This window comes from Azospirillum brasilense (genome assembly GCF_022023855.1).
Classification (GTDB): Bacteria; Pseudomonadota; Alphaproteobacteria; order Azospirillales; family Azospirillaceae; genus Azospirillum; species Azospirillum brasilense_F.
Genome location: NZ_CP059450.1, coordinates 1,373,752 through 1,398,042 on the forward strand (window position 1 = coordinate 1,373,752; position 24,291 = coordinate 1,398,042).

At 69.1% G+C, this 24,291-nt stretch carries 22 protein-coding genes; 10 read left to right on the plus strand and 12 right to left on the minus strand.

The window, feature by feature from the left end:
* Window positions 1-102: 102 nt before the first annotated feature.
* Entirely contained in the window at window positions 103-348 is a 246-nt protein-coding gene (locus tag H1Q64_RS19700; RefSeq protein ID WP_035678382.1) for a hypothetical protein, read from the plus strand.
* A 1-nt stretch (window position 349) separates the two neighbouring features.
* Here H1Q64_RS19700 and H1Q64_RS19705 read toward each other — a convergent pair whose 3' ends face one another.
* On the minus strand, window positions 350-2,023 hold the full coding sequence (locus tag H1Q64_RS19705) for a tetratricopeptide repeat protein (protein ID WP_237905260.1): 1,674 nt from the start codon (window positions 2,021-2,023) through the stop codon (window positions 350-352).
* Window positions 2,024-2,105: 82 nt separating this feature from the next.
* Here H1Q64_RS19705 and H1Q64_RS19710 point away from each other — a divergent pair, with 82 nt between their 5' ends.
* Complete coding sequence (locus H1Q64_RS19710) at window positions 2,106-2,870, plus strand: glycosyltransferase family 2 protein (protein ID WP_237905261.1); 765 nt, start codon at window positions 2,106-2,108, stop codon at window positions 2,868-2,870.
* On the opposite strand, the gene H1Q64_RS19715 is transcribed toward H1Q64_RS19710, so the two are convergent.
* The 6 genes from H1Q64_RS19715 to H1Q64_RS19740 form a co-directional block, all read right to left on the minus strand.
* On the minus strand, window positions 2,861-3,094 hold the full coding sequence (locus tag H1Q64_RS19715) for a hypothetical protein (RefSeq protein ID WP_237905262.1): 234 nt from the start codon (window positions 3,092-3,094) through the stop codon (window positions 2,861-2,863). The two genes, H1Q64_RS19710 and H1Q64_RS19715, sit on opposite strands and share 10 nt — an antisense overlap.
* 295 nt (window positions 3,095-3,389) lie before the next feature.
* Entirely contained in the window at window positions 3,390-3,596 is a 207-nt protein-coding gene (locus H1Q64_RS19720) for a DUF1656 domain-containing protein (protein ID WP_014198238.1), read from the minus strand.
* The gene (locus H1Q64_RS19725) at window positions 3,593-5,665 is read right to left on the minus strand and encodes an FUSC family protein (protein ID WP_237905263.1); all 2,073 of its coding nucleotides are present in this window, start codon (window positions 5,663-5,665) and stop codon (window positions 3,593-3,595) included. The genes H1Q64_RS19720 and H1Q64_RS19725 overlap by 4 nt, the downstream gene beginning before the upstream one ends.
* Window positions 5,662-6,567 (minus strand): HlyD family secretion protein, encoded by a 906-nt coding sequence (locus H1Q64_RS19730; RefSeq protein WP_237905264.1) that lies wholly within the window; start codon window positions 6,565-6,567, stop codon window positions 5,662-5,664. The genes H1Q64_RS19725 and H1Q64_RS19730 overlap by 4 nt, the downstream gene beginning before the upstream one ends.
* Window positions 6,568-6,657: 90 nt before the next feature.
* On the minus strand, window positions 6,658-7,122 hold the full coding sequence (locus H1Q64_RS19735) for a MarR family winged helix-turn-helix transcriptional regulator (protein ID WP_237905265.1): 465 nt from the start codon (window positions 7,120-7,122) through the stop codon (window positions 6,658-6,660).
* Window positions 7,123-7,179: 57 nt separating this feature from the next.
* Window positions 7,180-8,079 carry a LysR family transcriptional regulator gene (locus tag H1Q64_RS19740; RefSeq protein ID WP_237905266.1) on the minus strand — a complete coding sequence of 300 codons (900 nt, stop codon included), beginning with the start codon at window positions 8,077-8,079 and terminating at the stop codon, window positions 7,180-7,182.
* Between the two features lie 129 nt (window positions 8,080-8,208).
* On the opposite strand from H1Q64_RS19740, the gene H1Q64_RS19745 reads away from it, so the two are divergent.
* A complete protein-coding gene (locus H1Q64_RS19745; RefSeq protein ID WP_237905267.1) occupies window positions 8,209-9,402 on the plus strand; it encodes an MFS transporter in 1,194 nt (397 codons plus the stop codon).
* Between the two features lie 56 nt (window positions 9,403-9,458).
* Window positions 9,459-10,283 (plus strand): aldo/keto reductase, encoded by an 825-nt coding sequence (locus tag H1Q64_RS19750; RefSeq protein WP_237905268.1) that lies wholly within the window; start codon window positions 9,459-9,461, stop codon window positions 10,281-10,283.
* Between the two features lie 9 nt (window positions 10,284-10,292).
* Here the strand turns inward: H1Q64_RS19750 and H1Q64_RS19755 are convergent, their stop codons facing one another.
* Both H1Q64_RS19755 and H1Q64_RS19760 read right to left on the minus strand, forming a co-directional pair.
* Window positions 10,293-12,074: an SLC13 family permease gene (locus H1Q64_RS19755; protein WP_237905269.1), complete on the minus strand. Its 1,782-nt coding sequence runs from the start codon at window positions 12,072-12,074 to the stop codon at window positions 10,293-10,295.
* Between the two features lie 33 nt (window positions 12,075-12,107).
* Window positions 12,108-14,126, minus strand: coding sequence for an AsmA family protein (locus tag H1Q64_RS19760; protein ID WP_237905270.1), 2,019 nt, complete (start codon window positions 14,124-14,126; stop codon window positions 12,108-12,110).
* Between the two features lie 190 nt (window positions 14,127-14,316).
* Between H1Q64_RS19760 and H1Q64_RS19765 the strand changes: the two genes are divergently transcribed.
* Genes H1Q64_RS19765 through H1Q64_RS19775 form a run of 3 tightly spaced genes read left to right on the plus strand, consistent with a single transcriptional unit; the run spans window position 14,317 to window position 17,133 of the window.
* Window positions 14,317-15,420 (plus strand): hypothetical protein, encoded by a 1,104-nt coding sequence (locus H1Q64_RS19765; protein WP_237905271.1) that lies wholly within the window; start codon window positions 14,317-14,319, stop codon window positions 15,418-15,420.
* Window positions 15,421-15,422: 2 nt separating this feature from the next.
* Window positions 15,423-16,733, plus strand: a complete 1,311-nt coding sequence (locus H1Q64_RS19770) for a hypothetical protein (protein WP_237905272.1) — start codon at window positions 15,423-15,425, stop codon at window positions 16,731-16,733.
* 19 nt (window positions 16,734-16,752) lie between these two features.
* Window positions 16,753-17,133 (plus strand): hypothetical protein, encoded by a 381-nt coding sequence (locus H1Q64_RS19775; RefSeq protein ID WP_237905273.1) that lies wholly within the window; start codon window positions 16,753-16,755, stop codon window positions 17,131-17,133.
* Here H1Q64_RS19775 and H1Q64_RS19780 read toward each other — a convergent pair.
* The 3 genes from H1Q64_RS19780 to H1Q64_RS19790 all read right to left on the minus strand — a co-directional run bounded on the left by H1Q64_RS19780 (window position 17,130) and on the right by H1Q64_RS19790 (window position 20,720).
* Complete coding sequence (locus H1Q64_RS19780; RefSeq protein ID WP_014198227.1) at window positions 17,130-18,056, minus strand: DMT family transporter; 927 nt, start codon at window positions 18,054-18,056, stop codon at window positions 17,130-17,132. The genes H1Q64_RS19775 and H1Q64_RS19780 overlap by 4 nt on opposite strands.
* 85 nt (window positions 18,057-18,141) lie before the next feature.
* Window positions 18,142-19,344, minus strand: a complete 1,203-nt coding sequence (locus H1Q64_RS19785) for a CaiB/BaiF CoA transferase family protein (protein WP_237905274.1) — start codon at window positions 19,342-19,344, stop codon at window positions 18,142-18,144.
* A 173-nt stretch (window positions 19,345-19,517) separates the two neighbouring features.
* On the minus strand, window positions 19,518-20,720 hold the full coding sequence (locus tag H1Q64_RS19790; protein ID WP_237905275.1) for an acyl-CoA dehydrogenase: 1,203 nt from the start codon (window positions 20,718-20,720) through the stop codon (window positions 19,518-19,520).
* 108 nt (window positions 20,721-20,828) lie between these two features.
* Here H1Q64_RS19790 and H1Q64_RS19795 point away from each other — a divergent pair, with 108 nt between their 5' ends.
* The 3 genes from H1Q64_RS19795 (at window position 20,829) to H1Q64_RS19805 (ending at window position 24,287) form a co-directional block, all read left to right on the plus strand.
* The gene (locus H1Q64_RS19795) at window positions 20,829-21,746 is read left to right on the plus strand and encodes a LysR substrate-binding domain-containing protein (RefSeq protein WP_094306919.1); all 918 of its coding nucleotides are present in this window, start codon (window positions 20,829-20,831) and stop codon (window positions 21,744-21,746) included.
* Between the two features lie 289 nt (window positions 21,747-22,035).
* On the plus strand, window positions 22,036-23,145 hold the full coding sequence (locus tag H1Q64_RS19800) for an ABC transporter ATP-binding protein (RefSeq protein ID WP_237906471.1): 1,110 nt from the start codon (window positions 22,036-22,038) through the stop codon (window positions 23,143-23,145).
* Between the two features lie 95 nt (window positions 23,146-23,240).
* A complete protein-coding gene (locus tag H1Q64_RS19805) occupies window positions 23,241-24,287 on the plus strand; it encodes an ABC transporter substrate-binding protein (protein ID WP_237905276.1) in 1,047 nt (348 codons plus the stop codon).
* Window positions 24,288-24,291 lie beyond the last annotated feature (4 nt).

Here is a 24,291-nt window from a genome sequence, read left to right on the forward strand (position 1 = left end):
GGACGCCCCCAACTCCTAAATTAGGGGTTGTTTGGTCTCCGAATTTTCGTCACATGTTGTATATCAGATTCATCAAGGGTCGTGACGCCCAGGGGGTCCTGGATGCTGAACCTTTCGGCTGTCCGCACGGCCATCGAGGACGTGGAGCAAGCCATCGCCGCGATGCTGGCGCCGGAAACGCTGGCCGCCAAGACGGTCGCCACCAACCGGCGGGCGCTGGCGCGCCTCTACACCGCCTATGCCCAGGGCGTTCTCAAGCGGCACGGCATCGCCGTGGATCTGGACGACATCTGCGGTCAATGCTGCCGCGACTGCCCGGATGGACGCTGCGCCCGGCTTCCCTGCTGACTCACTTGTCCCCGATGAAGCGGACCCAGGGGAAATCCAGAACGTCGAACCAGCGCACCCTTGGCCCTTCCTCCCGCCGCTCCAGCGCGTCGAGCACGGCGAAGGGCGCGGCCTGATCCAGCATCCAGAACCCGCGCCCGTCCCGCAGAAAGGCCCCGATGTAGGCTGCGGTCGACGCAAGGAAGGCACGCCCCCGCGGAGTCGGCTGGAACGCCGCGAAGCAGACGGTAATCTCCCGCGTCGGGCCGCGCCAGCGGGCATCACGCAGCAGCCCGACGTCGGCTCCGTCCAGCAGCGGCGCCAGCGCATCGAGCCCGCCGGCCAGCGTGCAATCGGCGTCCAGATGCAACAGGGGCCGCCCCCAAAGCGTCATCAACTGGTGCCAGCGCAGGAAACGGACGCAGGCGTAGTAGGTGGTCCGCCGGTGATCGTCCCAGCCCGTGAAGTCCACCTGTTCCCGGCTGCAGCTTAGACGCAAGCGCTCCCGCCGTCGGGCGAGGTCGGCCAGGGTTTCCGGCGAAGGGTTCACGACATGGACATGGACCGCCACACCGCCGCCCGCCAGCTCCACCGAATCGAGCAGGCCGGTGGCGAAGCGCCGGTAGTAGCCGTCGTCGCAGGACACTGCCAGCAACGGCCCGCTCCCCGCGGGCGGATCGGCCAGCAGTTCCAGCGGGGGGAAGGCGCCGAGCAGAGTGTCGGCGTCGGGAAGCCCGTCCAGCGCCCGCCGCCCCGCCCGCACCATCGACCACAGGCGCAACTCGAAATCCGCCGCCATCTCCGCCGTGGTGAATCTCCGGGCAAAGCGCCGCATGAAGCGGCTGGCGAGATCCGTCCGCCCCCGCCGGTAGAAGCGGTAGGCGACCGCCGCCGCCGCCCGCGTGTCGCGGGGGTTGCGGCGCAGGACCGTCAGGGCGGTGCGGGCGGCACGGTCCAACAGCCATTCCGGCGCCTGCCCGGCCTGGACGAGCGAAAGCGCCGTCCCGAGCAGCGCGTCCGCCGCCGCCCCATGCCGCGGATCGACGACAAGCGCGTGGGTCAGGGCACGCCCCGCGCGCTCCACCCGTTCCGGTTCGAGGCGCCGGGCATGCGACAGCGGGCGGTCCAGCCCGGCGTCGGCGAGCGCGCTCACCGCAGCGTTGTGCAGCGCGTCGGGATGGGCCGGCGCCAGGGCCACCGCCTGCCGGCGCAGCCGTGCCGCGTCCTCCGTCCGGCCCAGCGCGGCCAGGGCATTGGCGCGGTTGATGCGCGCCTCCGCGAAGTCCGGGCGCCGGGCCAGCGCCTGGGCGAAGGCCGCCGCTGCACCCGCCGCGTCCCCGCGCTCCAGCCGCAGCGAGCCCAGCGTGAAGGTGACCTGGACGTCCGCCGGGTCGAGCGCCGCCGTGCGGGCGAAGGCGCGCTCCGCCTCCTCGGGCTGCCCCGCCGCGCGCAGGGTCCGCGCCAGATTGCCGAGAAAATCCGCGTCGCCGGGCAGCAGCGCCACGGCGCGGCGCAGCAGCGGCAGCGCCACGCCCGGCCGCCCGCCCTGGCTTTCCAGCACACCCAAAAGATGAAGCGCGTCGGGATGGCCCGGCTGGCTGCGCAGGATGCTATGATAGAGCGGCCGGGCCGCGTCCAGCCGGCCCGCCTGATGGTGGCCGACCGCGGCGGCCAGGGCATCCCGAAGTGTCACCATGCCGCCTGTCTACACGCGCCGCCGCGCCGGAGTCCATGCGGTGCCGCAATCGGGGGCGCTGCTTTGTTGCGAAGGAGAGACCATGGCCGACCGGCCGCTCGTCAGCGTCATCACGCCAAGCTGGGGACGGGAAGCCTTCCTGCCGCTGTGCCACGCCCGCGTGCTGTCGCAGACCGTCCCCGACATCGAGTGGCTGGTGTTCGACGACAGCCCGCGCCCGTCCGCCTATCTCCAGCCGCTCGCCGGGCCGCGGCTGAAGTATTTCTACGCGCCGCGCCGCTACGCCGTCGGGGAGAAGCGCAACATCCTGGCCGATCACGCGCGCGGCGAGGTCATCGTCCATTTCGACGACGACGACTTCTACGCGCCCCACTATGTGGAGCGGCTGCTCGGCTGGCTGGACGCGGGCCACGACGCGGTGACCCTGTCCGGCTGGTTCCTGCACAGCGCGGTGCATGGAACCTTCGGCTATTGGGACACGGCGCACGGCGGCTCGCATCACCGCTGGGGGCGGACGACCCGGTCCTATGTGGAGGCCCCGGAGACACCGCCGTCCGACGACAATGTGCTGGGCTACGGCTTCTCCTACGCCTACCGGCGGTCGGTGTGGGAGGGGGTGCGCTTCCCGCCGGTCAATGCCTGCGAGGACGCGCCTTTCATGAAGGCGGCGCGGGAGCGCTTCCGCGTAGCCGCCTTTCCGGACGCCGAGGGGCTGTGCCTGCACACCCTGCACGCCCGCAGCACCAGCCTGTGCCTGCCCCAATACGAATTGCCGCCCCTGCTGCTGGAGCGTTTGTTCGGACCGGAGATCACGGCTTACATGGGGGTTGGGGTGGGTCAGACCTGAACGTCGAGATACATGCCGCGGCGGTAATTGCGCGGCAGCGTCAGGATCCCGTTCACCAGCAGGCTGGCCAGTTCGCGGACGCTGGGGATGCGCTGGCGCCCGCCGCCGACCTGCTCCGCCCGGTTGCGGACGCCGACCGAAGCGGGCGACGCGACGCGCCCGCCCCCAACCTCGGAGCGGATCGGTTCGTTGGAGCGGTCACCGGTGCGTCGCGTTTCAACCATGGCCGAAATGGTACCGCAAAGGCCGCCCCACCGGCAAGGCGGAGGCGGCGCGGTCCATCCGTTGTCGCGCGGAAGCGCTGATATCCACTCTCCCCTCCGGGGAGAGGGTTATTAAGAGCCGGATAAGACCATCCCGATTCCCAACCGCCCCATCGCTTGACAAACTGTTATATCAGCGGTAACCGATACGTCTCTAAACCTTACGGTTTGGATGGGTATAGGTGGTTCGGGGCGTCGGAGGGAAGTCCATAACAATAAGCGCCCCGACCCGCCTTCCCCCATCCTGGGCGAATCCTTACCGCAACCACGCGGTCAGCGCCGTCAGCGCGCTCAGCACCAGCACATAGAGCGCCAGATCGAACAGCGGCGGGTGCCAGACCCAGCCGTAGAACCCCACCGCCCGCAGGCCGCGCCGCAGCAGGCCCGAGACGAACCAGGCCGCGATGGCCAGGATCAGCAGCGGCGGGATGAACAGCCCATAGATGTCGATTTCGCCGATCATGCGGTCACCGGTTCGCGGAGCGATTCGCTGGAGGGGTCGGGGGCGGCGAAGGTCAGGTGCGGAAACAGCGCGCGGCGCAGCCCGGCCAGCGCGATCACCGCGCGGTCGCGCTCCGCCGACCACGGCTCGGCCGACAGGTTGGACAGGGCGGCGTCCATCATCGGCAGGACCTCCGCCGGGGGCGTGCCGAGGCGGCGGCTGGACAGGCCGCGGAAATGCTGCCCCACCGCGCCTAGCAGCCGCGCCACATGGGGCGCCGCCGGGCCGCCCAGCGCGCGGCGGGCGCGCTGCAGCTCCGCCACGTTCAGCCCGACGCGCAGGTCGTTCACCGCGTCCGCCGCCGCCAGATCCTGCTGCGGACCGGCCAGCGCCAGACGGGAGGAGAGCAGCCCCACCCGGTCGAGCATCCGGTTCTCGAAACTGCCCACCGGAATGCCGGAACGGGCGGCGGTCATCGCCGCGATCTCGCTCCAGCCGGCGCGGAGCAGGCGCCGGGCGCTCCACGCCGCGCCGACCGAGCGGCAGAGCTGGGTGACCAGCAGCGCCGTGGCGATGCCCACCACCTGCGCGACGGTGCTGTTGAGGAAGGAGGCGAAATCCCCTGTTCCGAGGTCGAGCAGGCTGAGCGAACCGACCACCCCCATCAGCAGGGCCATTGCCTTGCCCATGGTCGCCGGCCGCGCCACGAAGACGCCCAACACCAGGAAGGTCGGGGCGAGGCCCAGCACCAGCATGGGGAAGCTGTCGAAGGACGGCAGCACGACCAGCAGGTAGAAGGCCGCCAGCGGCACCGACAGCAGGGTGAAGACCAGGAACAGGCGGATGCCGGGTGCGGGATCGTCCAGCGAGGCGAAGAAGCAGCAGAAGACCGCGGTCATCATCGCCGCCGCCGATCCCGACGACCAGCCCGTGCCGATCCAGAAGGCGCAGACCACCGTGATCCCGAGCAGCGCCGCGAAGCCCGACCACAGCGCCATGCCGGCGTCCAGATGGAAGACGTCGCGCGAGCGGCGGCGGGTCAGCGGGTCGAGGCGCTCCGGCAGGCCGCTCTTGCCGTCGCGGATGTGCGCCCGCAGGTCGCGGCAGTCCTGGTGGATGTCCACCAGCGAGCGCAGCCGGGTCAGCAGATTGAGAAGCGTCGCCTCCTTCCAACCGGTGTCTGCGCCGATGGCCGGGGACAGCCGGGCGATCTCCGCGCGCAGGCGGTCGGCGCCGCCCTCCTCATTGTCACCACCCACCCAACGGTCGAGATCGGCCAGCAGGACGGAAACCTCGGCGGGCAACTGGCCACGCAGGGCGTCCAGCCGGTCCTCGATGCCCGCGGTTAGCGGCAGCAGATAGGCCATGCGGTCCTGCATCGCCCGCACCGCGCGCGTCATCCAGCGCACCTCCGACGTGTCGTAGGGCAGATGGGTCGCCATGACGCGCAGTTCGGTGATGTCGCGGGCGAGCTTCTGGCGCTCCTGCGCATTGGCCGCCCCTTCCGGCGCCCGCTCGCGCGACAGGGCCTCGCGGGTCCAGCGCTCGGCGTCGCGCAGCGTGGCGTCCAGCCGGCCGAGCAGCGCCGGCCCGACGCTCTGCGGGAAGACGACGCTGTGCACCACGGTGGCGCAGAGGATGCCGATCAGGATCTCCTCGACGCGGGCCAGACCGGTGTCGAAGATGGTCGACGGGTCGGTCACCGCGGGAAAGCCGATCAGGCCGATGGTGTAGCCGGCCAGCATGAACAGATAGCTGCGCGGCGTGCGGTCGAGCAGCGAGATGAACAGGCAGACCGCCACCCACAGCCCCAGGGCCAGGGTCAGCAGCTCCGGCGAATCGGCGAGCGCCGGAACCAGGGCGATGGCCCCGGCGCAGCCCAGCGCCGTTCCGGCGACGCGGAAGACCGCCTTCGACCGCACCGCGCCTGACAGCGGGCCGGAGACGATATAGGCGGTCGCCATCGCCCAGAAGGGCCGCGGCAGCCCCATGGAGAAGGCGATGTAGAGCGCCGCCATGGCCGCCGCGAAGGCCTTGACCGAGAACAGCGCCTCGCTCAGCGAAACCAGTTTCAGGGCGGGCGTCTTCATTGCTTGGCCACCCGCTCGGCGGGCGCCCCCTGCTCCGTCTCCCGCACCACCTCGACGGTCACGGTGCGCCCGGCGACGAGGTCGCGGGGATCGGGCACCTGCTCCAGAGCGACGCGCACGGGGATGCGCTGGGCCAGACGGACCCAGTTGAAGGTCGGGTTGACGTTGGGCAGCAGGCCCGTGCCATCGGTGCGGTCGCGGTCGACGATGGCGTGGGTCACGCTGTCGACCCGTCCGGTCAGCCGCTCCGGCTCGCCCATGATGGTGACGCGGACCGGATCGCCAATGCGGATGCGCGGCAGCTTGGTCTCTTCGAAATAGCCGACGACGTAGAAGGAATGGCGGTCGATCACCGCGACCACCGGCTGGCCCGCCGTCACGTAGTTGCCGGCCTTGAGCTGGAGATTGGTGACGAAGCCGTCCACCGTCGCCCGCACCTCCGTCCGCTCCAGGTTGAAGCGGGCGAGGTCGAGCGCCGCCTCCATCTGGCGCGCGGCGGCGGCGGCCTTCGCCTGGGCGGCAGCGACCTCCTGCCGCTGGGCGGTGGAGACGACGTTGTTGCCGAGTTGCGCGTAGCGGTCGGCCTCGGCCTTGCGGAAGGACAGCTCGGCGCGCGCGCTTTCCAGGTTGGCCTCGGCCTGATCAACGGCGAGGCGGTAGCGGCTGGGGTCGACGACGAACAGGACGTCGCCCTTGCGGACCGCCTGATTGTCGATGACCTGCACCTCGGTCACCAGACCGGCGACGTCGGAGGACACCTGCACCACGTCGGCCCGCACCCGCCCGTCGCGGGTCCAGGGCTCGTTCATGTAGTAGTCCCACAGCCACCAGCCGCCGCCGACGGCGCCCAGCGTGACGACCAGCGTGACCGTGATCCGAATGAGGAGGGGGAAGATTTTCACCGTGGTTCGTCCTTGCGCTCGACCGGCGCGGCCGGGAGCGATCATTCCGTATCCCGCCGCTGCGGAACGCGCTGCTGTGTAGAACCGCCGTCAGCCCTTCATGGCTCGGGCGTTCGACTCGATCGCCGCCATGACGCGCACCGCGCCGGCGATCTCCGGGCCGGAGGCGCCTTGGAGCAGGCGGCGGCGCACGTCGTTCAGCGCGGCGTTCACCCGGGCCAGCAGGTCGCGGCCCTGGTCCGTCAGGTGCAGCGTCTTGGCCCGCCGGTCGTCCGGGGCCTCCCGGCGCTCGACCAGCTTCGCGGCCTCCAGGCTGTCGAGCAGCCGGACCAGCGACGGCCCCTCCACCCCCATCTCCTCGGCCAGCTCGCGCTGGCGCATCCCGTCGCCGAGTTCGTTCAGAAGCATCAGCGGCGAGATGACGGAGGAGGAAAAGCCGCTCTCCGCCAGCACCTTGTTCGCTTCGCGCCGCCACAGATGGGCGGCGCGGAACAGGTGGATGCCGAAGTTGGACGGAAAGTCCGGGGCGGGGGCGGACGGGTTATTCGATTTCATGCCTATTTAATAGCTTTGCTATCTATTTTCAGCAAGACGCCCCACCCCGCCGCTCGGTCATTGCAGGCATGCGCGCATCCGCGGCGTCATGTGATCGAGGAAGGCGCGGACCCGGTGCGGCACCCGTTCCCGCCCGGTGTAGACGGCGTGGATCTCCTCGCGATCCACCAGCACATCGTCGAGGACGCTGACCAGCCGCCCGGCGGCAAGGTCGTTGCGGATGTGGTACTCGGCCAGCCGGGCCAGCCCAAGGCCGAGCAGGGCCATGTGGCGCACCGTCTCGCCGTTGTTGGCGACGATGCGCGTGTCGATCTCGCGGTCGATTAGCCGCCCGCCGGACTTCAACGGCCAGACCGCGGCGGCGCGGCGGAAGTTGAAGCCCAGGCAGTCGTGGCGCTCCAGGTCGGCGGCGCTCTCCGGCCGGCCCATGCGCTCCAGATAGTCCGGCGACGCCACGATGCGCCGCCGCACGTCGCCCAGCCGCACCGCCAGCAACGCCGAGTCGGACAGCCGCCCGGCGCGGAAAGCCACGTCGGTCCGCGCCGCGTAGAGGTCCACCACCTCGTCGGTCAGGGTCAGGTCCAGGCGGATGCCGGGATAGACCCGCGTGAAGTCGGGCAGCAGCGGCAGCAGGCAATGCCGCCCGAAGGGCACCGACACGCTGATGCGGATCAGGCCGGTGGGCGAACGGGCGCCGCCCGCCACCTCCGCCTCCATGGCGTCGAGGTCGCCCAGCAGGCTCTCGGCCCGCTCGCGGTACAACTCCCCCTCCGCGGTCAGGCGCAGCCGACGGGTGGAGCGTTCGACCAGCCGCACGCCGAGCCGCTCCTCCAACCGGGTCACCAGCTTGGCGGTGGAGGACGGGGTCATGCCGACCTCGCGCCCGGCGGCGCTGAAGCTGCCCAGCGCCGCGACGCGCAGGAAGACCCTCATGTCCCAGGCGCGGCTGTCGCTCATCGGGTGTGCCCTTTCGCCGATCTTGTCATTGAATGACACGATCATGCGAAAACGGACGGCATTCCGCATCCCGTCCTTTTGGCTCATCTGATGCGTCCTGCACAGCTCGCATGGATGGAGCATTCAGTCATGCCACTCGCACTGCTGGCGCTGGCGATCAGCGCCTACGCCATCGGGACGACCGAGTTCGTCGTCGTCGGCCTGCTTCCGACCGTCGCCACCGACCTGAACGTCAGCCTGCCGATGGCTGGCATGGTGGTCAGCGTCTACGCCCTGGGAGTCACCGTCGGCGCCCCGGTCCTGACCGCGCTGACCGGCCGGCTGCGGCGCAAGCCGCTGCTGCTCGGCCTGATGGGCCTCTTCATCGCCGGCAACCTGCTGGCCGGGGTCAGCCCCAATTACGAGACGCTGCTGGCCGCCCGCGTGCTCAGCGCCTTCGCCCACGGCGTCTTCTTCTCGGTCGGCGCGACCATCGCCGCCGATCTGGTGCCGGAGGACAAGCGGGCCTCGGCCATCGCCATGATGTTCTCCGGCCTGACCATTGCCATCGTCACCGGCGTGCCGATGGGCACCTGGATCGGCCAGAATTTCGGCTGGCGCGCCACCTTCCTGGCGGTCTCCGCTCTGGGCGTGATCGGCGCGCTGGGCGTCGCGGCGCTCGTCCCGGCGAAGCTCAGCCAGCCGCCGGCCGCCGGCCTCGGCACGCAGGTCCGCGTGCTGGCCAAGCCGCGCCTGCTGCTGGCCTTCGCCATCACGGCACTGGGCTATGGCGGCACTTTCGTCGCCTTCACCTATCTGGCGCCGATCCTGGAGACGATCACCGGCTTTTCCAACGGCACGGTCAGCCTCGTCCTGGTGCTCTACGGGGCGGCCATCGCGGTCGGCAACATGGTGGGCGGCAAGCTCGCCAACCGCAACCCGGTCCGCGCGCTGGCCTGGCTGTTCGCCCTTCAGGCGGTGGTGCTGATCGTCTTCACCTTCACCGCCTCCAGCCCGGTCCCGGCGCTGGTCACCCTGGCCGGCATGGGCGCGCTGGCCTTCGCCAATGTGCCGGGGCTCCAGCTCTACGTCGTGCAGCTGGCGCAGCGCCACGCGCCCGGCGCGGTGGACGTGGCCTCGGCCCTGAACATCGCCGCTTTCAACCTGGGCATCGCCGCCGGCGCCTTCTTCGGCGGGCAGGTGGTGGACAGCGCGCTCGGCCTCGCGGCAACACCGTGGGTGGGTGGGCTGTTCGTGCTGGGTGGGCTGGCGCTGACCCTGCTCAGCGGCGCGCTCGACCGTAAGGACGGGCGCCGCAGCGAGGCTGTCGCCCAGCCTGCGTGATACCCGGTCGGCCTGATACACTGACAAAAACTCGGCATTCGAGAGGATCGAGACCAATGCACGACGTCACCGCCAACGGCGCCTCCATTCCCGCCCTCGGCTTCGGCACCTTCCGCATGAGCGGCCCCGACGTGCTGCGCATGGTACCGGAGGTCCTGAAGCTCGGCTTCCGCCACATCGACACCGCGCAGATCTACGGCAACGAGAGCGAGGTCGGCGAGGCCATCAAGACGTCCGGCCTGCCGCGCGGCGAGGTCTTCCTGACCACCAAGGTCTGGGTCAGCAACTACAAGGCCGACGATTTCCGCCGCTCGGTGGACGAAAGTCTGGCGAAGCTGCGGACCGACTACGTCGACCTGCTGCTGCTCCACTGGCCGAACGAGGCCGTTGCGCTCGCCGAGCAGATCGAGTCGCTGAACGCCGTCCGGGCCGCCGGCAAGACCCGTCACATTGGCGTCAGCAACTTCAATCGGGCCCTGCTGGACGAATCCGTGCGCCTCAGCAAGGCGCCCATCGTGACCAACCAGATCGAATACCACCCCTACATCGACCAGTCGGTGATGCTGGAGGCGGCGCGCCGCCACGGCCAGTCCGTCACTGCCTATTATGCCATGGCCGACGGCAAGGTCTTCAAGGACCCGGTGCTGACCGACATCGCCGCCCGGCTGGGCAAGAGCCCCGCCCAGGTGGTCCTGCGCTGGCTGGTCCAGCAGGAGGGGGTGATCGCCCTGTCGAAGACGGTCGGCGATAAGCGCGCCGCCGAGAACCTCGCCATCTTCGACTTCGCGCTGTCGGATGCGGACATGGCGGCCATCCGTGGCCTCGCCCGCCCCGACGGGCGGATCGTCAGCCCGGACGGTCTGGCGCCGGTCTGGGACTGACGTCCGGGGCTAATGCGGCATCAGGGGCCAGAACAGCGCAATCGCTGTCGTGCCCAGCACGATGACGATCAGCGACAGCGGCAAACCAAGCCGCGCGTAGTCGCTGAAACGGTAGCCGCCCGGCCCCATGACCAGCGTGTTGCACTGGTGCCCGATGGGGGTGAGGAAGTCGCAGCCCGCCCCCACGGCGACCGCCATCAGGAAGGCGTCGGGTCGCAAGCCCAGATGGTTGGCGAGGCTGGCCGCGATGGGGGCCATCACCAGGACGGTGGCCGCGTTGTTCAGGAAGGGCGTCACCGCCATCGCCGCCATCAACATCAGGGCCAACGCCCCGACGGGCGGCAGCCCCTGCGCGGCGACGGACAGCCAGCCGGCGATCAGCTCCGTCCCGCCGGTGGTGCGCAACGCCTCGCTGACCGGGATAAGGGCGCCCAGCAGCACCAGGATCGGCAACTCGATCGACTCGTAAGCCTCCTTCAGCGTGATCACCCGCAGCGCCGTCATGGCGACCGCGGCGCCGAAGAAGGCCAGCGTCACCGGGACGAGGCTGGTCGCCACCAGCCCGATGGTCACCGCCATCACGGCCAGCGCGATCCGCCGCTTGCGCCGCCGCCCGATGGACAGGTTGCGCTCCGCCAGCGGCAGGCAGCCGAGTTCGTTCAGCGTGTCCGACAACCCCGCCGCCCGCGCCTGGAGCACCACCAGATCGCCCGGCTGGAAGCGGACGCGGCGCAGTCTCTGGCGGATCGGCCGCCCACGCCGGCTGAGCGCCAGAAGGTTGGCGCCGTAGCGCTCCCGCAGTTCCACATCCTCCACGTTGCTGCCGATGAGGGGAGAGCGCGGCTCCACCACCGCTTCGAGGACCGCAAGATCCTCGTCGCTCTGCACCCCTTCCAGTTCCTTCTCGTGCATCAGCTCCAGGCCGGCGTGCTTCACGAGGTCGCCCAGCGCCTGGGTGTCGGCCTCCAGCACCAGCACATCCCCCGCCAGCAGCACCCAATGGCCGGACGGGATGAAGCGGCGATGCCGCTCGCGGATGATCGCCGCGACCGTCACGTCGCCCTCGCCGTAGGCCTCCAGGTCGGCGACCGTCTTGCCGACGAAGGGCGACTTCTCCGGCAGCAGCGCCTCCGCCGTGTAGTCGTCGATGGAGAAGCCCCCGGCGCTGCCCGACGCCGCCTGACGACCGGTGGGCAGCAGGCGGTAACCGACCGTCAGGAAGGCCACCCCCGCCACCGCGATGGTCAGCCCGACCGGCGTGAAGTCGAACATGCCGAAGGGCTCGCCGACCATCTCGTTGCGCAGGCGGCTGACGATGATGTTGGGGGAGGTGCCGACCAGCGTCATCAGCCCGCCCAGCAGCGAGCCGAAGGCCATGGGCATCAGCAGCAACGACACCTTCGTCCCGTTGCGCCGCGCCACCTGCATGGCGATGGGCATGAAGATGGCGAGCGCCCCGATGTTCTTGACCACCGCGGACAGCAGCGTCACCGCCCCGGTCAGCACGATGATCTGCGCCGGCACGGTCTTCATGCGGGCGCCGAGGGGGCGCATCACCTCCTCGATGATCCCGGAGCGGCCGACCGCGGCGCTGACCACCAGCGCCGAGCCGACGATGATGACGATGTCGTCGGAGAAGCCGCTGAAGGCGTCCTTTGGTTTGACGATCCCGACGGCCACCGCCGCCAGCAGCGCCAGCATGGCGACGAGATCGTAGCGCAGCTTGTCCCAGATCAGCAGCGCGATCACCGCGCCGATGATGCCGAAGGCGAGTCCCTGGTCGAGCGTCATGCAGCCCTTTTTTGGGGAATTGTTGGTGCGTCGTTACTGGGATTTGCCGGAGGATGAGCCCGATGGCGCCGCGTCGCGCCCCTTGCCGGCCCCGCTGGAGCCGGTGTTGGCGTTCGACGGCGACCGGGCGTTCCGGACAAGTTCGCCGCAGTGTGGCTGCTCGTCGCTGCCTGGGTCAAGAAAAGGCAGAACGCTGGCCAGCGGGGTCAGCAGGACGCCCAGCGCCACCGCCGCGGCGCCGCGCGCCGCCGACTCCGCGGCGTTCACCCCGATGTCCGGCGACCCCAGGGTGCCGCGGACATGGACCGGAACATGGGTGGCGAAGATCTGGGGGCTCTTGGCGCGTCCCAGCACGGTCATGTCCATCGCCTCGCTGCGCAGGTTGATCGTGCCGTCCGCCGTCACCAGCGTTTCCGGCGTGTCGAGCACCAGCGCGCGGCTTTCCACCAACCCGTCCTTCACCGTCACGTCGGCGACCAGACAGTTGAAGGGCAAGGGCTTGTCGCCGGACAGGACGACGCCCAGCGTTTCCAGGATGTTGGTCTTCAGCCCCTTGACCGCGTAGCTGGTGATCCGCCCGCCGTCCACGGCGACTCCCAGCTTGCCGTCGGAGGAACCCAGGATGTTGGCGACCGTGGTGCCCTGCCCCTTGAGCTGGATGCGCCCGCTGGCCGTGCCGCCCATCTCCTGCGCGAAGGCCGTCTCGCGGAACAGGCGGGCCAGCTTGATCTGCCGGACGTCCAGATTCACGTCGAGCGCCGGGGTCTTGCGCCCGCCGTCCAGAACCGCCGTCCCGGCGACCCGCCCGCCGCCGACGCCGAGCGACAGCGGGTCAAGCACCAGCCGCCCGTTCTCCAGCTTCGCCCGCGCGTCGAGGGCATCCAGCGTGGAGAAGGGCGCCTCCACATGCTCGCCGCGGAACTTCACGTCCATGTCGGCGGTGCGCAGCTTCTCCAGTGGAATCTCGGTAGCCGGGATGACCCGCTCCCGCCCCTTGGTCGGGTAGTCGTCGCGGCCTTTCGGCGAGGCACCGATGAAGCCCGCAAGATCGATCGCCGCCAGCTTGCGCGAGGTCAGGTCGCCGGTGATCCGCGGCCGCTCGCCGCCCAAGTCCACCGCCACCTGCCCGGACAGGTCGCTCTCGCCGACCTTGCCGTTCATCCCCTCGAACCGCCAGACATCGCCCTCGCGCCCGAGATGGCCGGAGATGGCGTAAGGCCGCGTCGTCGGCACGGGAATGCCCAGGATCGGGAAGACGTCGGCCAGATCGTCGCCGCGCAGTTCCACCGACAGGTCGACGCCCTGGAGCAGCACCGGCTCGGCGATGGAGCCCTCGATCTTGCCGCGAGTCTTGCCGATGGCGGTCTCGACCCGCAGGGGATAGGGTTTGGGATCGTCGCGCAGATACTCCAGCGAGCCGCCGGCCGCCGTCAGGGTGAAGGGCTTGCCGGCGAAATCGCCCTTGCCCTCCAGCCGGACCTCCTGGTCGCCGTTGCCGCCGACCGCCGTGTTGACGCCGCTGTCGATGTCGATCTTGCGGATGGGGTCGCGGAAGCGCAGCCGCCCCTCCTCGACCACGAGCGTCTCGATGATCGGCAGGTCGGTGCGGTCTTCCGGCTTGACCGTCTCCTTCGCCGCCTCCTTGCGCGGGTCCGGCCCGCCAAAGGCCCAGTTGGCGGCCCCCTCCCGGTTCTTCTCCAGAAGCAGCTTGGGACCGGTAAGGCGGATCTCCCGAAACTCGAAGTCGCCGCGCAGCAGCGGCCAGGGGCGGAGTTGAAGGTCCAGCACCCGCAGCTCCGCCATTGTCTTGTCGTCGCTCCATTCCGCGTTGGCGACCCGGAGTCCCTCGACACGGATGCGCAGCGGGTCCCCCAACCGGACGTTGAGATTGCCGTCGATGGCGACCTCGCGGTTCAGCGCCTTGGACGCCTGCCGGGCGATGAAGCCGCGGGCGTCGTTCCAGTCGAAGACGGCGAGAGCGATGCCGACGCCCGCCGCCACGGTCACCACCAGCCCCAACAGGCCGTAGCCGATCCATTTCACCACGGCCATTCGCCGCGCCCCCCCTGCCTGTCTGCGCCGCACCCTCTGGCTGAATAACGGGCAAAGGACCGGCGGTGTGACGCCCTACCTCCAAAGGGCAGAGGAAAAGACGATCTTGTGCGGATTTAACGAAAAATTGAGCGAATCAGGCTACGGGTGGTACCGCGCCGATGTCCACTTCCCTCCCGACCCGAGAACTATGCGTTCACTTACGAATTTTGCTCCCTCCACCTTCGAGGAGCGCGGCGCCGCCGTGGCCTTCACCACCCCGGTTCTGGCGCAGACACGGGTGCGCAAGGATGATCGGGACAAGCTGGAGGTTCTGATCCCCAACTTGTCGGAAGGGCACGGCGTCTATGTGGTGCCGTGGAAGGGCCTGCCGCTCGCCTTCCCGATGACCGTCCACGACCGCATGTTGCAGGACCTGATCCGCAAGGCCGACGGCTGCTCGCCGGACGACATCCGCAAGGCGGTGCTCCAGGCCGCGCGCTGCGGCCTTGCCGGGCCGCTGGCCGTGGAGGCGGCGGAGGCCGCGCTCCGCGACGAGGACGAGCAGCGGCTGCTCATCAACTACCAGCTCATCGTCGAGGTGCTGAAGGCGGTCGGGCTGGAATCCACGGACATCCTGCGCGCCGGCCTCGGCTCCGAGAAGGGCGAGCAGCTGACCCGCAGCTACATGACCAAGGCGGCGCAGAGCCTCGCTTTGGAGCCGACCGAGCTGTACGCGCGCGTGGCCGAGCTGGCGACCTTCATGGAGCCGGTGGGCATAGCCACCTCGCCGAGGCCGGCCCGGCTGCGCCGTCTGGCGCGCGACCTGCTGCAGTTCCGCGACAGCATGACCGAATGGTCGACCGGCAACGTGTCGGAGGCCGCCCCCATCGGCACCTTCTGCGCGGAGGTGGCGGAGCACACGCTCAATCAGGTCCGCAACGTGGTGAACCAGCTCGACCAGTCCGTCGCGGCCTTCGAACTGCTGCTGCGCCAGTGGGACACCAAGCGCACGCTGGTGCGGAGGTCGACCACCCGGCTGTCCTGGCTGCTCGACGGCTGGGACTTCATCATCACGAGCTGGGCGGAGGCCCAGACCCGGAGCAAGCATGAGCAGGACATGGCCGTGCACGAGCTGTTCCGCGTCCTGCCCCTGCTGCCCAGGGACGAGGAGAAGTCCGACCACGCGCTGCTGGCCGACGGGCTGATGGCCGCGAACCGCCGCACGGTGCGCGCCTATGTGGACTGGCGCAGCGGCCAGCTCGACACGGACCTCGTGATGCGGATCGAGGCGATCAAGGGGAAGGCGGCCTGACCATGACCACGGACCCCAAGGCCCTTCTCAGCCTCGGCAGCAAGCTGCTGGACATCGACGAGGCCCGGTTCCGGCAGGTGGTCGACCTGTTGCAGCAGATCGGCGACCATCCGGAGGTCCGGCACACCTTCTCGCTGATCCGCCCCCGTCTGGCGGAAGTGCGGCCCCGGCGGCGCGCGACCTTCAAGCGGCTGTTCTGCGAACCGTTCGAGGACCTGTTCCAGCTTCCCACCGGCAACCAGCCGGCTCCGCTGAACAAGGTGGACCGCGACGCCGTCAACGCACTGTGGCCGCTGGTGGAAGGACGAATCGGCAAGGAGCGGCTGCGCGGCGTCGCCGGCGCGCTGGGCGACGGCGCATCGCGGGCGGAGCCGGCCCGCGCCTTCTGGTCCATGGCCTCCGCCGCCGTGGCCGACATTCTGGAGCAGACGGAAACGGGGCGCTTCGCGGACGAACTGGGGCTGCGGCTGAATCCCGACCGCCTCCGCACCATCGAGGACATCGCCCGCATCCTGACCATCGCCCAGCCGGTGGCCGAACTGAAGTCCGTCCTGTCGCCCAAGCCGATCCAGAAGCTGCACAAGGACCATCTGGACGGCATCCAGGCCATCGGGCGGCTGGTCGCGCGCGGGCGGCCGGAAGCGCTGAAGCTGTTCATCCTGCTGGCCGCGGCCCGCCTGTCCGACCCGTCGATCCTGCTGGGCAACCTGTGGGACATGGATCTGGGCCAGAAGACCAGCGACCGCGCCGCCCTGTTCCTGGATCTCAGCGGCACGGTGGTGGCGCAGATCGAGGAACGGTCGCGCGGCGCATCCGCTGCGGCCGGCGGCACGGTGGACCGCATGGCCGCCGCCAACCTCGCCGTCGATCTGGTGGCCAGTCTGGAGGCCACGCGCAACGCCATGGAGCACAGCCGCAACAAGGACTTCGACCAGCGGCTGAAGATCATCCGGAACTCCGTGCACGAGCTGGTGCGCACCCAGGTGCTTGATGGGGCGGAAACCGAAATCCTCGCCGCAGTGGAGACCGTGGCTCCCGGCACCGACACGGCGCGGATGGCGCAGGCGGAGAACCAGGCCCGCGCCCTGCGCAAATGCTCGACCATCGCCGACACGCTGGGCCTGCGCGGCGAGCTGAAGAGCGTGACCCAGCAGGCCACCGCCTCGCTGACCGGCACGGCGCGGCAGTCGCTGGCCGACGGGGTCGGCGACATGCGGACCGGCTACACCGCCATCCGCATGATCGAGCTGATTGCCGGACCGGCGGAGGCTAACCAGATCATGGACGACATCCTGAGAGGTGGACGCCGCTGAGCGGCGCCGGGGAGAGCGCATGAAGCGTCGCGGAGGGTACGTCGGCTGGGCGCTGCCGGAAGCGGATCGCGCCCGTCTGCTGGCCCTGTTCCCGCCGCGCTACGCTCGCACCGTCGCCCATCACGTCACGCTGGCCCATGGCGTCGGGGCGGGCCATCCGCTGCCCACGGAGCGTGAGGGAATGGTCCTGGGACTGGCAGACGATGGGGAGGGCGTGCAGGCGCTGGTCGTGTCCATCGCCGGGACGACCGACCGGCCCGGCGGCGGGACCTACCACGTCACATGGTCGCTGGAACCGGGCCGCCGGGCGGTGGAAGCGAACGCAGTGATCGCCCGCCTCGGCTGGAGTCCGGTGGAGCCGGTTGCCGTCCGGCTGGAGCCGCGCTTCTTCCCGCTTTAAGCGCCGGGGCCGCCGCTGGCGTTGGCCTCCGCCGCCGCGCCGCGATTCAGCGCCTGCTCGCGGTGGAAGACGAACAGGCCGCTGCCGATGATGAGCAACGCGCCCACGATGATGCGCAGGGTCGGCGCCGTGCCCCAGACCAGCAGGTCCAGCACCACCGCCCAGATGATCGACACATACTGGAACGGCACCACGACCGCCGCCGGGCTGAGCTGGAGCGAGCGGTTCATCGCCGCGTGCCCGGCCAGCGCCGTGACGCCCAGCGCCCCCAGCAGCAGGAAGTCCAGCCCCGGCGGCGGCACCCAGACCAGCGGCAGCGCCGCACTGCCGAGCAGGCCGGTGCCGAAGGTCTGGAAACTGACCAGCGACAGGTTGCTCGAATCGCGCAGCAGCCGGGTGGAGATCAGGCCGGTGGAGAAGACCAGCGTGCCGAACAGGGCGACCAGCGACGGCACCGCGTCGAACTGGCCCGTCGGGTTCAGCACGATCACCACCCCGGCGAAGCCGACCACCACCGCGGCCCAGCGGCGCCAGCCCACCTTCTCGCCGAGCAGCGGCACCGACAGCGCGGTGACGATCAGCGGGGCGGCCATGTAGATGGTCATGACGTTGGCAAGCGGCAGCGACCGCACCGCCCAGTAGAAGCAGGCGACCTCCCCCGCCACGCAGCCGACGCGCAGAAGATGCAACGGCAGCCGCTTCACCGCGAAGACGGACCGCACCCCCTCGCGCAGGATCAGCGGGGCCAGCAGCATCGCGCCGAACAGGCTGCGGATGGCCAGCAGCATCGCCACCGGATAGTCGGCGACCAGCCATTTGCCGAGCGCGTCGTTGACGGTGAACAGCGACATGCCCAGCAGCATCAGCAGGATGCCCAGGCGGGTGTCGGTGGCGGCGGAGGACGGGGTGCTGGAGGCGATCATCTCGGTTCACGCAAAAAATCCCTCCCTCCGCAAGCGGCGGGGGGAGGGATGGGATCGGGGCGGCAAAATGACGGGTGCGCGTGGTTCAGACCACGCCCTTCTCCCGCAGGGCCGCGATGTCCGCCGCGCATAGGCCCAGCGCCTCCTCCAGCACGGCGTCGGTGTGCTGGCCGAGCGTCGGCGGGGCCACCGTGTGCTCGATGGGGGTCGCGGAGTAGCGGATCGGGCTCGCCACCGTCGGCACGGTCCCGGCGGTGGGGTGCGGCAGGTCCTGGTGAATGTGGCGGGCCCGGACGTGGGGGTCGGCGAAGACCTGCGACACGTTGTTGATCGGCCCACAGGGCACGCCCACCGCCTCCAGCGCCGACAGCCAGTCGCGGCTGGTCCGCTGCTCCAGCAGAAGTTCCAGGATCGGCACCAGCTCCTTGCGGTTGGCGACGCGGGCCGGGTTGGTGGCGTAGCGCGGGTCCTGCGCCAGTTCCGGACGCCCGGCGACCTGACAGAACTTGGCGAACTGCCCGTCGTTGCCGACCGCCAGGATGATGTGGCCGTCCAGCGTGGCGAAGGCCTGATAGGGCACGATGTTCGGGTGCGCGTTGCCCAGCCGCTGCGGCGCCTTGCCGCCGACCAGATAGTTCATGGCCTGGTTCGCCAGCACCGCCACCTGCACGTCGAGCAGGGCGAGGTTCACCCACTGCCCCTCCCCCGTCCGGTCGCGGTGGGACAGCGCGCCGAGCACACCGATGGTGGCGTAGAGGCCGGTGAAGACGTCGGTGACCGCGACGCCGACCTTGACCGGACCGCCGCCCGCCTCGGCATCGGGCTGGCCGGTGATGCTCATCAGCCCGCCCATGCCCTGGATCATGAAGTCGTAGCCGGCGCGCTTGGCGTAGGGGCCGTCCTGACCGAAGCCGGTGATCGAGCAGTAGACGAGGGCCGGATTGATCGCCTTCAGGCTGTCATAGTCCAGCCCGTACTTGACCAGCCCGCCGACCTTGAAGTTCTCGATCACGACATCGGCCTGGGCGGCCAGCTTGCGGACGAGTTCCTGCCCTTCCGGGCGTTCGAAGTCGATGGTGATCGACCGCTTGCCGCGGTTGGTGGAGAGGAAATAAGCCGACTCCTCCCCGGCCCAGGGGGGACCCCAGGCGCGGGTGTCGTCCCCGGCGCCGGGCCGTTCGACCTTGATGACGTCGGCGCCGAGATCGGCCAGCGTCTGCGCCGCCCACGGCCCGGCGAGCACGCGGGAGAGTTCCAGGACACGGACATGGGAAAGCGGGCCGGGCATGCTCTACATCCCTATAAATTCGACCATTTTCCCCTCTCCCCCTCTGGGGAGAGGGTCAGGGTGAGGGGGCGCCCGCCAGGGCGTCCACGCACTGCAATGAGCCCGCGTCGTCGGCCTTCGGCCGCCCCCTCATCCAACCTTCTCCCCAGAGGGGAGAAGGCTTAACAATCACCTCACGCGAAGGCCTGGATGCCGGTGATGGCGCGGCCCAGGATCAGGGCATGGATGTCGTGCGTGCCCTCATAGGTGTTCACCGCCTCCAGGTTCATCACGTGGCGGATGACGTGGAACTCGTCGGCGATGCCGTTGCCGCCGTGCATGTCACGGGCGACGCGGGCGATTTCCAGAGCCTTGCCGCAGTTGTTGCGCTTGATGAGCGAGATCATCTCCGGCGCCGCCTTGCCCTCGTCGAGCAGGCGGCCGACCTGCAGCGCGGCCTGGAGGCCGAGCGCGATCTCCGTCTGCATGTTGGCGAACTTGAGCTGCGGGATCTGGTTCGCGGCCAGCGGGCGGCCGAACTGCTTGCGGTCGATCTGGTACTGGCGGGCGGCGTGGAAGCAGAACTCCGCCGCACCCATGGCGCCCCAGGCGATGCCGTAGCGGGCGCGGTTCAGGCAGCCGAAGGGACCGACGATGCCCTCGATGTTCGGCAGGCGGTTCTCCTCCGGCACGAAGACCTCGTCCATGACGATCTCGCCGGTGGCCGAGGCGCGGAGCGAGAACTTGCCCTCGATCTTCGGCGCCGACAGACCCTTCATGCCCTTTTCGAGCACGAAACCGTTGATCTTGCCCTCGTCGTTCTTCGCCCAGACGACGAAGACGTCGGCGACCGGCGAGTTGGTGATCCACATCTTCGCGCCGCTGACGATGTAGCCGTCCGCGACCTTCTTCGCGCGGGTCTTCATGCCCGCGGGGTCGGAGCCGGCGTCCGGCTCGGTCAGGCCGAAGCAGCCGATCCACTCGCCGGTGGCGAGCTTGGGCAGGTATTTCTCGCGCTGGGCATCGCTACCGTAGGCGTAGATCGGGTGCATGACCAGCGAGGACTGCACCGACATGGCGGAGCGGTAGCCGCTGTCCACCCGCTCGACCTCGCGGGCGACCAGACCGTAGGAGACGTAATTGACCCCGGCGCAGCCGTAGCCGTCGATCGTCGAGCCGAGGAAGCCCAGCTCGCCCATCTCGTTCATGATCTCGCGGTGGAAGATCTCGTGCCGGTTGGCCTCGGTCACTCGCGGCAGCAGCTTGTCCTGGCAATAGCTGCGCGCGGCGTCGCGGATCATCCGCTCGTCCTCGGTCAACTGCTCGTCGAGAAGCAGCGGGTCTTCCCAGGCGAAGGAAGCGAGCTTGGCGGAGGCGGCTCCGGTCTTGGCGGCCATAATTGATGTCTCCCTAGGTCCGATGCGCCCCAACATGGCGCGGTCGCTTTCATGGTTCAAATACATTTATCAGGGGACTTTAATATGATTCTCATATAAGACACTGGCATGGACCTGCGCCATCTCCGCCATTTCGTCGCCGTCGCCGAAGAGCTTCATTTCAGCCGCGCCGCCGCCCGGCTGGGCATCGGCCAGCCGCCGCTCAGCCAGTCGATCCAAGCACTCGAGGCCGAGCTGGGCGCCCGCCTGTTCGAGCGTACCAAACGCCGGGTCGAGCTGACCGAGCCGGGGCAACTCCTTCTCGGCGAGGCGCGGGAGATCCTGGCGCGGGCGGAGCGCGCAGCCGTGCTGACCCGCCGCGCCGCCAAGGGCGAGGTCGGCGAACTGCGCGTCGGCTTCACCGCGGCGGCCCCCTTCCTGCCGATGGTGCCGCGGATCATCGACGCCTACCGCCGCGCCCACCCCGACGTGCATCTGACACTGGTCGAACTGCCGTCCAAGCAGCAGTTGACGGCGCTGGCCGACCGCCGGCTCGACGTCGGCTTCATCCGGGAGCCGCGCTTCGTCCCTGAGCCCGAGTCCTTCCGCTTCCACGACGTGGTGCGGGAGCCGCTGCTGGCGGTGATGCGCGCCGACCATCCGCTGGCCGGGCGGGAGGTCGTGCCGCTGGCCGCGCTGCGCGACGAGCCCTTCGTCTTCTACCCCGCCGATTTCGGCACCAGCACGCACGAGCAGGTCTTCGCGCTGTGCGCCGCCGCCGGATTCCGCCCCAACGTGACCCAGGACGCGCGGGAAGCCTTCACCATCATCGGGCTGATCGCCGCCGGGCTGGGCGTGTCGATTCTGCCCGGCCAGCTTCGGCAGGTGGCACTGGAAGGTGTGGTGTACCGGCCGCTCGACACGCCGGACGCCGTCACCACCCTGCAACTGGCCCAACGCAGCAACGAAAGTTCGCCCCTGGTGAAAAAATTCACCGGCCTCGTGGAGCGGATCGTTCCTTTTGTTCCGCCCATCCCCGGCGCATGAGCGGCGACTCGGGAAAAATCGCCGTTCCGGACCCCAAACCTCCCAAAGTCTGGGTTTTCAAGAGGTCAAGGAAGGAGCAAACTCCCGTCCAAACCGCGTGCACGGCCTTCGCAGATGCACAAAATTTCGTCAGACCGATGCCGAACCGTTGAATTGATCACAATGCGAGCATCGGGCTTGTCGAATTTATTAAACGGGTATACCGTCTGGCCCATTGCATAGGTCCTGTGTCGGGAACGCAACCCTGACCTGGGACCTCGCTCGGGACACCTCGGACGGGGGGAGGATGATGGACGGCGGCATGGTCACGACCGCACAGGCACTGGTGCGCTTCGTCGGGGTCCAGAAGACCTATGACGGCGAACACCTCGTGGTGAAGAACCTCGACCTCGACATCAAGAAGGGCGAGTTCGTCACCCTGCTCGGCCCTTCGGGCTCGGGCAAGACGACCACGCTGATGATGCTGGCCGGCTTCGAGGTCCCCACCCACGGCGAGATTTATCTCGCTGACCGGCCGATCAAGAACATGCCGCCGCACAAGCGCGACATCGGCATGGTCTTCCAGAACTACGCGCTGTTCCCCCACCTGACGATCGAGGAGAACGTCGCCTTCCCGCTGACCGTGCGCAAGATGCCGCGGTCCGAGGTGAAGGAGCGGGTGCGCTCGGCGCTGCGCATGATCAAGCTGGAGAACTTGGCGCACCGCCATCCCGGCCAGCTGTCGGGCGGCCAGCAGCAGCGCGTGGCGTTGGCCCGCGCGCTGGTCTTCAACCCGCAGCTCGTCCTCATGGACGAACCGCTGGGCGCGCTGGACAAGCGGCTGCGCGAGCACATGCAGCTCGAGATCAAGCAGCTGCACGAGACGATGGGCATCACCGTCGTCTACGTCACGCACGACCAGAGCGAGGCGCTGACCATGTCGGACCGCATCGCGGTGTTCAACGACGGCATCGTGCAGCAGATCGACAAGCCGGACGCGCTGTACGAACGCCCGGTCAACAGCTTCGTCGCCAACTTCATCGGCGAGAACAACGTGCTGAGCGGCACCGTCGAGAATATCGAACAGGGCTTCTGCCGCGTGGCGCTGGCGTCGGGCGGCTCGGTCGTGGCCCAGGCGATCAACGTCGCCGGTGCCGGAGCTGCCACCGCGCTGTCGGTCCGGCCGGAGCGCATCAGCATCCTGACCGACGGGCAGGCCCCGGACGGCATGAACGCCCTGCCCGCCCATGTCCAGGACACCATCTATCTCGGCGACCACGCGCTGGCCGTGCTGAAGGTCGCCGGCAACGGGGAATTCATGGTCAAGCTGCCGCCGGGCGCCCACGCGGGCCTCAGCCACGGCCAGAGCGTGTCCATCGGCTTCCGCCCCGAGGACTGCCGGGCGCTCGATCCCGTGTGATCGGCCGCACCCGTCCGTCCGGTCTCTCCGGGAGGGGGGGCCGGGGGCGCGCAACACCTCCTGACGCAACCACACATAATGAAGGAACGGGGACGATGTCGAAGCTTAAGGTGGCAGTTGGGTTCCTTGCGACGTTCACCGCAGGTGTGGCGCTGGCCACCGCCGCGCAGGCCCGCGACCTGACGGTCGTGTCCTGGGGCGGCGCCTATCAGGAAGCCCAGAAGAAGGTCTATTTCGAGCCGTTCAAGAAGGCCGGCACCCCGATGAACGACGAGTCCTGGGACGGCGGCATCGGCGTGCTGCGCGCCAAGGTCCAGGGCGGTGCGGCGACCTGGGACGTCGTCCAGGTGGAGAGCGAGGAACTGGCCGTCGGTTGCGAAGAGGGCCTGTTCGAGACGATGGAGTTCAACCGGATCGGCGGCGAGCAGGCCTATTTGCCGCAGACCGTCGATGCCTGCGGCGTCGGCGCGATCGTGTACGACTTCGTGCTCGGCTACGACAAGGACAAGCTGAAGGACGCGCCGAAGAGCTGGGCCGACTTCTTCGACACCACCAAGTATCCGGGCAAGCGCGGCCTGCGCCAGGGCGCCAAGACCACGCTGGAAATCGCCCTGATGGCCGACGGCGTCGCGCCGAAGGACGTCTACAAGGTTCTGGGCACCGAAGAGGGCCTGGAGCGCGCCTTCAAGAAGCTGGACACCATCAAGAACGACATCGTCTGGTGGAAGGCCGGCGCGCAGCCGCCGCAGTTGCTGGCCTCGGGCGAGGTGGCGATGACGTCCGTCTACAACGGCCGCATCGACGCCGCAAACAAGGCCGAGAAGAAGAACTTCGGCATGGTCTGGAACGGCGCGCTCTACACCATCGACAGCTGGGTGATCCTGAAGGGCAGCCCGAACAAGGAAGCCGCCTACAAGTTCCTCGACTTCGTCGGCAAGGCGGAGAACCAGGCCAAGCTGTCCGAGAACATCGCCTACGGCACCTCCAACAAGGACGCCCCGTCCAAGCTGGCGCCCGCCGTCCTGAAGGACCTGCCGACCGCTCCGGACAACATGAAGAACGCGGTCGAGATCAGCGTCCCCTTCTGGCTGGAGAACATCGACCGCCTGACCGAGCGCTTCAACAAGTGGGCGGCGAAGTAAGCCG